The 10,628-nt window shown below is 61.0% G+C and carries 9 protein-coding genes; 1 reads left to right on the top strand and 8 read right to left on the bottom strand.

The genetic code is table 11. From position 1 onward, the window contains the following. The 8 genes from VGY55_18295 to coxB all read right to left on the bottom strand — a co-directional run. Positions 1-1,089 (bottom strand): cytochrome c oxidase assembly protein (locus tag VGY55_18295; GenBank protein ID HEV2971930.1); only part of this gene is annotated, 1,089 nt, incomplete at its 3' end. Beyond that, complete coding sequence (locus tag VGY55_18290; protein HEV2971929.1) at positions 1,086-2,582, bottom strand: cytochrome b N-terminal domain-containing protein; 1,497 nt, start codon at positions 2,580-2,582, stop codon at positions 1,086-1,088. The genes VGY55_18295 and VGY55_18290, both read right to left, overlap by 4 nt. Positions 2,583-2,705: 123 nt before the next feature. After that, a complete protein-coding gene (locus tag VGY55_18285; GenBank protein ID HEV2971928.1) occupies positions 2,706-3,257 on the bottom strand; it encodes a Rieske 2Fe-2S domain-containing protein in 552 nt (183 codons plus the stop codon). Next, positions 3,241-4,116 (bottom strand): c-type cytochrome, encoded by an 876-nt coding sequence (locus VGY55_18280; protein HEV2971927.1) that lies wholly within the window; start codon positions 4,114-4,116, stop codon positions 3,241-3,243. Before VGY55_18280 ends, VGY55_18285 begins: the two co-directional genes overlap by 17 nt. Before the next feature lie 150 nt (positions 4,117-4,266). Beyond that, positions 4,267-5,511 (bottom strand): hypothetical protein, encoded by a 1,245-nt coding sequence (locus VGY55_18275; protein ID HEV2971926.1) that lies wholly within the window; start codon positions 5,509-5,511, stop codon positions 4,267-4,269. A gap of 67 nt (positions 5,512-5,578) precedes the next feature. Continuing rightward, positions 5,579-6,160: a heme-copper oxidase subunit III gene (locus VGY55_18270; GenBank protein ID HEV2971925.1), complete on the bottom strand. Its 582-nt coding sequence runs from the start codon at positions 6,158-6,160 to the stop codon at positions 5,579-5,581. After that, positions 6,153-7,802 (bottom strand): cytochrome c oxidase subunit I, encoded by a 1,650-nt coding sequence (gene ctaD, locus VGY55_18265; GenBank protein HEV2971924.1) that lies wholly within the window; start codon positions 7,800-7,802, stop codon positions 6,153-6,155. The genes VGY55_18270 and ctaD overlap by 8 nt, the downstream gene beginning before the upstream one ends. 1 nt (position 7,803) lies before the next feature. Continuing rightward, entirely contained in the window at positions 7,804-8,844 is a 1,041-nt protein-coding gene (gene coxB, locus VGY55_18260; GenBank protein HEV2971923.1) for a cytochrome c oxidase subunit II, read from the bottom strand. 519 nt (positions 8,845-9,363) lie between these two features. Here coxB and VGY55_18255 point away from each other — a divergent pair. Beyond that, positions 9,364-10,628 (top strand): hypothetical protein (locus VGY55_18255; GenBank protein ID HEV2971922.1); only part of this gene is annotated, 1,265 nt, incomplete at its 3' end.

The raw sequence follows: 10,628 nt of genomic DNA, 5'->3' as shown, positions 1-10,628 counted from the left end.
GAGCAGCCCCAAAACGACCAGACCGCGCCAGTGAATCCAGGGCAAAACACCAGCCAGATTCATTGCGCCGACCTGGGGCCCGAACAAGCCGTCGACAATGATCAAGATCGCCAGAACGGAAAGCGGCAGTTGCAATGCGAGCCGGGCATGGGGCGATTTCAAGAATCGGCCGAGCACCGGGAGGCGCAAGAGGTCGAACGCGCCCGTAGTCGGGCGTCGGGGAGAATGCTGTGCCGGCCGAATCGGCGCCGGAACGCGCATCGGTGAGAACGGCCGATCGCCGTATAGCAGGCGAATGCCGATCCAAACTAGCGGCGCCAGATAGGCCAACGATCCGACGAGCCACATCGTGACTCCCGCGATCGCTTGATCTTGTTCGGCCGAAATGCCTGAGAGCCGAGGAACCTGCAGGTAATACGGGTAGAGCGGCCGGGACGAAAACGCCAAGAGTGCGGATAAGATCGTGTTCTGCAAGTCCGCCGCGAGCAGATAGGGAAGCAAGAGCCAATCGGATCGGCGCGAACGGTCGGGATACGGCCGGATGACCGGATACCAGAACACGAGCGCCGTGGCGAAGAAGCACGTATGTTGCAAATAGTGCCAACCGTTTAATCGCAGCGCCAAGTCATAGGCCGCCGGCAGATGCCACAACCACGTGGCCGCGACGAATAGCGCGAGCGCGGTCCCGGGATTCGTGAGTCGGGCGAGCGCGAAACGGATTGACCGCGACCGAAACAGCGGCGCGATCCAAACCGCGCGAATCGGTCGCGGCAAACCGCGCAGCAAGGGGACGAGCGGCGCGCCCAGCCAAACCAGCGGCGCGGCGACCATCATCAGCAGCAGATGCTGCAGCATGTGAGCCGTGAGGAGAAACGCGCTGAACGGCTCGATCGGGGAGGCCAGGGCCAGATAGATCGCCGTCAGCCCGATAAAAAAAGCTGCAAGCCTTCCGCGGCGCCAGCGCCATGGATCGCGGCGCCGCAAGCTCAGCCAGCCGCGAAGATAAATGGCGGCGGTGATCGAAAGCGCCGCGAGGAGCCACGGATCGAAGGGCCAGGAGCGCAGCGCGGCCTCGAGCGTCGGGTTCATGGCTCGGTCTTTTCCGTTCCGCTTTTTTCCGGCGACGGGCCGATGGCCACTCGGGCTGGCGGCTGGCCCGGCGACCGCAGGCTCACGAGAAACTCCGCGAGCGTCGTCATCTCGGCCGGACTCAACTGACGGCCGTAAGCGGGCATGTTGCCGCCGCCGGGCGTGCCGTTGCTCACCTGATCGATTAATTGACCCTGCGTCAATCGGCTGCCGACCGTGGTCAGATCGGGACCGCGGCGTCCGCCAATTCCTTCCAGGGCATGGCAGTTCCGGCAGTTCTTGTTCTGGAATACGGCCGCGCCGACCAGCTCGCTCGGGCTGGACCGCTTGATGATGCTCTCGGGCACTGGATCGCCGCTCCAGGCCGTCATCGCGGGGGACCAGGGCGAGGTCGCGCCTTCGTAAGTGAGAATACCGAGCACGGTGTAGATCACGATCACCGAAAGCACGGCGACCGGACGGCGGCTTGGCGCTCGCTCGCCCCGATTGGAAACAAATGGGACGGCCAGCAGAGCGAGAATAAGAATCACCGGGAACACTAGAATCAGAAACGTTTCCGCGCCGGGCGGGCTGAGCGACAACAGCGCGAACTGCCACAGGAACGGCCATTCCGGACGCGGATTCGCTCCGCTCAGCGTGGGGTCAGCGGGGCCGGATGGACCCTTCGGACCGACGATCGCCGCGATCGCCACCACGATGATCACGGCGAGCGCCGAGAAGACCGCGTCCTTGAGCATCGCCTCGCCGAGGAACGGTACTCCCTCCTCGAGCTGCTTCTCGTACTCGGCGTCGTAGGTCCGCGGATCGACCGTTTCACCCGGCACCGGCGGAGCGCTGATTCCACGCTTGAGCACAAGCCAGAGATGAATCGCCAACAGCAACAACAGCGAGCCGGGAATGATGAACACATGCAGCGCAAAGAAGCGGCTCAACGTCGTGCTGCCGATGACCGACCCGCCGAGAACCCCGTGAACCACTTGCGGTCCGACGACCGGCACTCTCCCGGCCATCGAGCCGCCGACCGCCAGGCCCCAATAAGCGTCTGGGTCCCACCGCAGCACCTGGCCGGTGAAGAACATGCCCAGCGTGCAAAGCAGCAAGAACACGCCGACGATCCATGTCAGCTCGCGCGGGTATTTATACGCCCCATGCAGGAAGACTTGGGTCATGTGAACGAGTAGCATAACCATCATGCCGGACCCGGCGTAATAGTGCAGCGCCCGCAGGAACCAGCCCAGCGGCTGCTCATAGTTCAGATACAGCAGGCTGTCGTAGGCCTTGTCGGCGGCAGGCACGTAGACGAACGCCAGACCGATCCCTGTCAAGATTTGAATCACGAGCAACGTGAGCGCGGCGCTGCCGAACACATACCACCAGCCCAGCGGACCGGCCACTTTCCGCGGAACCGGATGCTCGAGCATCGGCATCAGCGTCGCGCGAACATAGAGCCGTTCGTCGAACCATCGGCCGATCGACTTGAGCCAGCCTTTCATCGATGATTCCTCAGTCTAGATCATCTATCGTCAACACTAGCCCGAAGCGCGAGCGAGGGAGTGGTATCGATTTCCCTCGCTTGCGCTTCGGGCTAGTTCGTCAAGTTGCGGTTCGAGCTTTGGTCACGCCGGTTCTTTCAAAGTGTCTTGCAATGTTGGAAAGTGCGGGGCCTGAATCTCCAACTTCCCAGCGCTGATTCGCCACACGCAAGCAAAGAGACCGCGCGGCGGCGGGCCGGAAGCCCGCTCGCCGTTGGCGTAATAAACTCCGCCGTGGCATGGGCACATGAACAGCCCAGACTGCGGAAACCACGAGACCGGGCATCCCAGGTGCGCGCAATTGACGCCAAGCACCAGAAACTGATCGGCTTGGCTCGCGTCTTTCCCCTCGTAACGCACGAAGACGTTGGTCTGCGCGGTCGCGCCGTCCCACGGCGTCCGCAGCGGATTGTCGAACGCGACCACGCGCGTTTCATTCGGCGGGAACTTGTCGACCCATCCCAAGTTGACCCACTCAACCCTTCTCTTCGGTGTCCCCAAGAAATAGCCGATAAGCGGAATGCCGGCAAGCGCGGCGGCAATGCCCCCCAGCGCGTAAGTGAGCCATTGCAAGAATGAGCGGCGTCCCGCGACGGGGTTCGACGTCGCGGCGCCGTAGTCAGGATGACTTTCCATCTGGGGCTCGTTTCTGATTCGGTCCGCGGAAAGAATTGGTTGCGCCAAGCGGCTGTTTGCCCGCGTCGGCCGTCGCTCCCACTTGTCGCCAGTAGCCGAGCAGATCCACCAAATCGGCGATCTCCGCGGAACTCAACGGCTGGAAATCGGGCGATCGGCCGCTCGTGCCGGCGTAATCGGGCATGCCCAAATCGGACCGCCCCGTGATCACCAAGCGCCGCAGCAACTGATCGCTGGCCAGACTCAACAGCGCCGGATCATTGATGGCTCCGGCCGTTTCACCCCCTTGGCCGCGGCTGCCATGGCATCCGGCGCACGCGCGGACGAAAGTCGTCGCCCGGATCTTCTCAAAAGTTTCGGTCGTCCGAGGCGGTCTAATGGCGAACGCCGAATAGGACGGTGCGTTTGCCGGGGCGAAATAGGGATTGGGTGAGCCCCATGCCGGCTTGATGGCCTGCGAATCGACAGCCGATTTGATCGTCGTCGTTCCCGATGCCGCGTCTGTAACCGCCTTGTAATAGATCCCCCTAATCTCGAATACCAGCACCCTGATCTGTGCCGCTGTAAGGCTCCCACCGCTGGAGCGAGCGAAAGGAGGCATCGGTGTGCCAGGACGGCCTTCGCTGATAACTCGCTCGAGTTCGCTTTCGGTCACGAGCGCGCGGAATAGTTTGCTGTTGAGAGGCGGCGCTGGGCCGAATTCGCCCTTGGCCCCGTGACAGCCGGCGCAGTTCTGTTGGAATAGCGTGCTGAAATCCAAGACCTTCTCGGGCGGCACGGGCCGATCGGCCGGATTCGGCCTTCCCGGAAAATCGCAGCCGGCGGCCGAGAGCAACCAGAGCCAGACGACGAGGCACACGCATCGGCGGTCGAGCGCCCGTCGTATCGTTTCGCGATTTGCCCTCAGCGTTGAAATCACTGTCGCTCTCCGGAACACAACTGTCATTTACGGGATCGGCGTGGCGAAGCCGCGATGAAAGTAGCAGGCACGCTCCGTGCGCCGTGGCGGCTACGGCACACGGAGTGTGCCTACTACATTGGCTGTCCCATGCCCCGCGGGCGGAACTATTATCTCCTCGGATCGCTCGACGACGATCGACGCGACGATTCCAAACACAAACTGCGAGACGACGAACCACGGCCAATCGACGCGCTGCCGCAAGACCGGATTGACGACGTCCATCAGGCTATAACTCGCCGCCGTCCACAGAACGGGCATCAGCAGTCCGCCCCACGACATCGCCGCGGGAATCTCCGGCAGCTTTGGCAACAGCAGGCCGTAGACGATGCCAAACGCGATCGACATCACAACGTGAATCGCGACTGCATACATCAGCCAATCCTGATGAAACTGCTCGAGATCGGCGAGCGGCGCTTGGCCGATCTGCGGGACAACCATCGCCGCCAACAGATTCGCCGGATACCAAATCCCGTGGCCGGTGAGCCATCCCCACGACACCGCCGGGATGAGCATCAACGATCCGCCGACGACTCCCGCGAGGATTCCGGCCGCCAGTCCGCTGAGCCGCCGCGCCCGCATGATGACCAGCGCGGCGACGACGCCGAAGATAAACTGCGAGAAGATAAACGACGGCCAGTCGATTCCACGGTAAAGCGCGCGGCTGACAGCCAGCATCCCGAAGAAGCTCGCGGCGGTCCAAAGCACGGGCATCAGCAGGCCGCCCCAGGCGATCGGTTTGGCGATGTGCGGCAACGTCGGCAGCAGCACGCCGTAGGCGAGGCCCACTACGATCGACGTGGCAGCGTGAATGAAAATCCCCGTGATTAGAAAAGCGAGGTTAAACTGATCGAGTTCGCTGACGCTCATCTTATCGATCCCCGGCAGCGCCATTCCGGCCAGTAGGTTCACCGAATACCAGATTCCATGTCCGCTTATCGCTCCGTAGATTAACGCGGGCAGGGGCATGACCAGCCCGCCGACGATGCCTCCTTTGACGCCAGCGGAAATTGGGTGCACCCTGTCTGGCAATTGTGCGCGACGGCCCGGCATACCGGTCGCCATTCGCTCGACCATGCCGGCTGTGCTTTGAACCGCACGGGCACGCTCCTCGGATTCGACAAAGGCTTCAGAAAAATGGCCGCGCCCCGGCAGGAGGTTTGCGATCCACGCGCCCAAGCCAATGAAAAGAAGCGCGCCGCCGACCATGGTCATCGCCGTTCCCAGCACGACCCCCGCGGCTAGAAGCACGATGCCCAAAGCCAGCACCAATGGCGCGGCGGTGGCCTTTGGCATTTCCACAGCGCCGCGGTCGTCGGGTGCATGCGGATTCGAGATTGGCTGCCGATCGTCTTCCACAGTCTCACCGTCCGATTAGATAGACCACGCTGAACACGACGACCCAAACGCCATCCACAAAATGCCAATACCAAGAGATCAACTCGACGCCCGTCTGATTCTCCGCCGTCACCGCGCCGCGGAGTGCGAGCCCCAAAACGATGAGCATCGCGATCACCCCGGCCGTCACGTGCAAGGCGTGAAACCCGACGAGCGTGAAGTATGTCGAGCCGAATAGGTTGCGGCCGATCGTTAAATGGTGCTCGCTAATCAACTCGCGCCATTCCAACGCCGTTCCCAACAGAAAAAGCGCGCCGAGCACGATCGTGACGAACCACCAGACGATGAACGCCCCACGAGCGCCCGCTCGCAAACGCTTCTCCGCGAGATGCACCGTTCCACTGCTCGATAGCAAACAGATCGTCGTGCAGATCACCAGCGGTAGCGACAGCACCGCCGGCGTGGGTCCGGATTGATCCGTTCCCATGAAGGCGACGTACGCGACGATCAGCGTGCTGAAGAACGCCACTTCCGAGAACAAGAAACTCAGCATGCCCCATTGTTGAGGCGAGAGCGCGGCACGACGGATTTCGAGAGCTTCACTCATATTTCCAATCCGGATCATCGGGGTGCTTCAAGTCCCACAGCGGCCGCCGGCTGCGCACGATCGGAATCTCCTCGAAGTTATACGGCGGGGGCGGCGACGTGGTGGACCATTCCAGCGTCCAGGCATCCCAAGGATCCTGGCCCGCGGGCTTGCCGTGGCGCAGCGACCACAGCAGATTGACGGCGAAGATCGCGAAGCTCGGAACTTGAATCAGCGCGCCAACCGTGGAGATTTGATTCCAAATGTCCCAGCCTCGGTCTGATTCGTAAGTGAAAATCCGCCGCGGCATGCCGAGCATCCCCGAAATGTGCATCGGCCCGAAGGTCACGAAGAAGCCGATCAGCAGCAACCAGAATTGCCATCGGGCCAGCCGCTCGGAAAGCATCCGGCCGGTCACCTTGGGATACCAATAGTGAATGCCGGCGAAAACCGAAAACACGGTGCCGCCGATCAAAACCCAGTGGAAATGGCCGATCACGAAGTAACTATCGTTGAGCTGAAAATCCAGCGGGGCGGTCGCCAGCATGATGCCCGTCAAACCGCCGATCAGAAACATCGAGAGAAAGCCGCAGGCAAACAGCATCGGGGAGGCCAACGAAATCCGGCCGCCATACATCGTGGCCAGCCAGTTAAAAAACTTGAGCCCCGTCGGCACCGAAACGAGCAGCGTCGTCACCACGAAGAACAGATTCTGCCAGCGAGTCATGCCCACCGTGAACATGTGATGCGCCCAGACTCCGAGGCTGATGAATGCGATGGCCGCGGTGGCGGCGGCCATGAACTCGTAGCCAAAGAGCACCTTCCGCGAAAAGACCGGGATCACCTCCGAGATCATCCCGAAGGCCGGCAAGATCAGGATGTAAACCTCAGGATGCCCGAAGAACCAGAACATGTGCTGATATAGTAGCGCCGAGCCGCCGCTCTGCGGATCGAAGAAATGTGCGCCCAAGCTCCTATCGAGCAGCACCATCACCAGCGCGGCGGTCAAAGGTGGCAGGGCGATGATGATCTGCACGGAGGTCCAAAGCATCGTCCACACGAAGAACGGCACTTTGCGCAGCTCCATGCCGGGGGCGCGCATCCCCAGAATGGTCGCGATGAAATTCACCCCGCCGCCGATCGTGCCGATCCCGCTCACGACCAGCCCCAGCGCCCACATGTCGGTGGCGGCGCTGCGGGCGAAGGTGCGCTCGGTGAGCGGCGCCAAGGCGAACCAGCCGATCGCCGGGGCGCCCCCCGTGATGAAGCTGAGATAAACGAGCACGCCGCCGAACAACGTCGCCCAGAACCCCATCGCGTTCAATCGCGGAAAGGCCATGTCGCGAGCCCCGATCATCAACGGCACGAGATAATTGCCGATCCCGATCAGAATCGGCATCCCCATGAAGAACACCATCGTGGTGCCGTGGATCGTGAATAGCTGATTGAACGTGTCTGGTCCCAGGACGGTGTTGTGGGGATAAAACAGTTGCCATCGCATAAAGATCGCTTCGCACCCCGCGACGATCAGGAAGACGACCGCCATCAACACGTACATGATGCCGATCTTCTTGTGGTCGACGGTGGTGACCCACTCGTGCAGCACGCCGGTCCAGGAGTTCTGGGGCGCCATCGCAACTCGTTCTTGTTCGACAACAGCCATTTCACCGCAGCGTTCGCAAGTAGTTCACGATCGAGTCGATTTGAGTGGCGCTCAAGCCAAAGGCCGGCATCAAGCAGCCGGGCTTGATCTTCTGCGGGTCGACGATCCAATCGTGAAGGCGTTTTCCTTCCGGGTCGTTGGGGATCATCCCCGAGGCGAGCGTCGCGCGGCTCATCAAATGGGTCAAGTCCGGCGCGTAGCTGCCTGCCGCGGTGGTTCCGCAGATGCGGTGGCAGTTGACGCAAGACTGGGAAAGAAAAACCGCCTTGCCTTCGCGGGCCGCCTGATCCGGATCATCCGCAGCGGGCTTCCGTTCGTTTTCGAGCCAGCGGTTGAAGTCTCGCGGCGTGTCGACCACCACGCGAAGCAGCATATTGGCATGCTGCGTGCCGCAGTATTCGGCGCATTGCCCGACGTAGAGCCCCGCCTCGCGAGTTTGGAACCACATCGAATTGGTTCTTCCGGGGATCAAAGCCGTCTTGCCGGCCAGCCGCGGGACCCAGAAGCTGTGGTACACATCGGCCGAATTGAGCGAAAGATAGACCGATCGCGGCCGTCCCTCGTCGCTCGCCGGAATGTGCAATTCGTTGGCAGTGATGAAGCCGAGCGGTCGGCCATCGAATTGATCGTAGCGGTATTCCCACCACCATTGACGGCCCACTACGGTGACGAAGAGCGCGTTGTCGTCCGGTTTAGGCTTCGGTGGATCAGGACTAACGTCCCACAACGTCCGCGCGGTGACCAAGACCATGATTGTCACGATCAAGAGAGGCGCAGCCGTCCAAGCGATCTCGATCGGCGTGCTGCCATAGACCTGCGGCGGCTCGGGAGATGGGTTCGCCGCTGCCGCGCCTCGCCGACGAAATCGAATCAGAGAATAGAGCAGCACCCCCTCGACAACCAAAAAGATGAAACCGGCGATCGCAAAGACCAGGATCGACAGCGTGCGGATCGATTCCGCGGGGTGGGAAGCCGGATCGAAGATCGACGGGCTTTGCCCCGAACCATCGGCAACGGAAAGCAACAGCAGCCAGCCGTTCATCTTCGCCGCTCCCATTGCCTTCCATTTCAGGCAGAGTGGTGAATCACACGAAGGTAGCCGTCGATCTCGGCGATCGATCGCAAATCGGCTTCCACAATACTGCAAAGGCGCAGCCGGTGACTAGCCGTTTTTCATGGTTCCGAAATAAATGAATAGAATTCGCTTGCAATCGAGAGAGCGATACTTACACTCTTCTTCTATTGGGGGAGATTTCGCTGGGCAACCGTCATCGGCGAAGACCTCCGATAGGCGGCGGTTCTTGCGTCGGGGGAGAGACCGCTAATGAAGCCAGCTTCAACTTTCTTACCCTTTGCTCTGCTTGAGCAAGGGCCCAGGGCAAACGCATTGAAACCGGCAAGGTCGCTCGGTTTCATCGAGGAAATCCTGCCGAACTCGAGTTTTCGGGTCTGCTCTGCGCTTCTTTCGCTGGCGCAGAATACCAACCTTGGACCATGGCCGAATCGGCCACGTCTTTCAATGGTAGGAGGAGTTATGCATACCTCGGTTCGTTGTACTTCTTTGCGATTCACGGCTATTCTTGTTGCGCTGGTGGGCGCGCTTGCGTTCTCCGCAGCGGCGGCAAACGCGCAGCAAATCACTGTTGGGACCGATGTCAACACCAACAGCAAAAACAACGCGGGCGGGGCGTTCGTGATGCGGCCGCAATTTGAGCCGACGATTTCGATTAACCAGAAAAACCCGCTCAACATCGTCGCCTATTCGATCACCTTCGCCCCAGCAACCAATACAGACAACGGTTTGTATAAGGCGGTCAGCAATGACGGGGGGAAAACCTGGACGAGCAGCCTCTTCGCAAACGGTGGAGGGGGGATCCCCGGCGGCTTTGCCGATCCGACTTCCGCATCCGACGGCTTTGGCGACCAATTCGTTGCGTACATGGATACTCGCGCGAATACCAATGTCGTTCTCGCCGAAAGCACCGATGGCGGGCAGACCTACAACCAGGTCGGAACATTCACCGGAGTGAGCGGCACCGGCAACGACCAGCCGACCGTGGTCACCGGCCCAGGCCCCACCAAGACGTCGTCCAGCGTCTGGCTGACTTGGCGGAATTCCTCCAACCAAATCGTGGCATCGGGCGCGATGATCAGCGGCGCCGGCGCTGCTAATGTCGGCAACTTCACCAAACCTGTGGCGATGCTCGATCCGTCCGGCAACGCATTCACGCAGGGTATCAACTACGGCGACATTGCTGTCGGTCCCGGCGGAAGCGTGGCGGTCACCTACCAGAATAATCTCGCCAGCAAGAACACGACGAATTCGAACGTTTATGTGAACGCCAGCACTGCGATCGATTATGTGAAACAGTCCGCGTCGTTCGGCAATGCAGTGATCGCAACAAGCAACGGCCTGAGCGGAAGCTACTCGCTCTCCGCCGTCCTGAACAAGGACAGCACCAATAATGACCAGGGCGCTGACGCGGAAGCCGGCTTGGCTTGGGACCACAGCGGAGGGGCAAGCAATGGCAACCTCTATCTGGTGTATACCGTTGCCACGGCGTTGCCCGGCCAGCCGAATCAGACGCAAGTGCGATACCTTACGTCGAAAGACGGCGGACAAACTTGGGTGAACAGTCGAGCCATATCCGCGGCCGTTTCTGGCAGTTCGTTCGAGCCGCGTATTGCCGTGGATCAGACGACGGGCAATCTGGCCTCATCCTGGTACGACACGCGCGCCGATGCGACATTTGCGACGACTCAGTTTTTTGCCGACCTGAGCCTAAATGGCGGCACCAGCTTCGGCAACGACTTTTTGGTGAGTAA

The organism is Pirellulales bacterium, from assembly GCA_035939775.1.
GTDB lineage: Bacteria > Planctomycetota > Planctomycetia > Pirellulales > DATAWG01 > DASZFO01.
The sequence above is the reverse complement of the archived record's forward strand: the minus strand, read 5'-3'. Positions and strand labels throughout refer to the sequence as shown.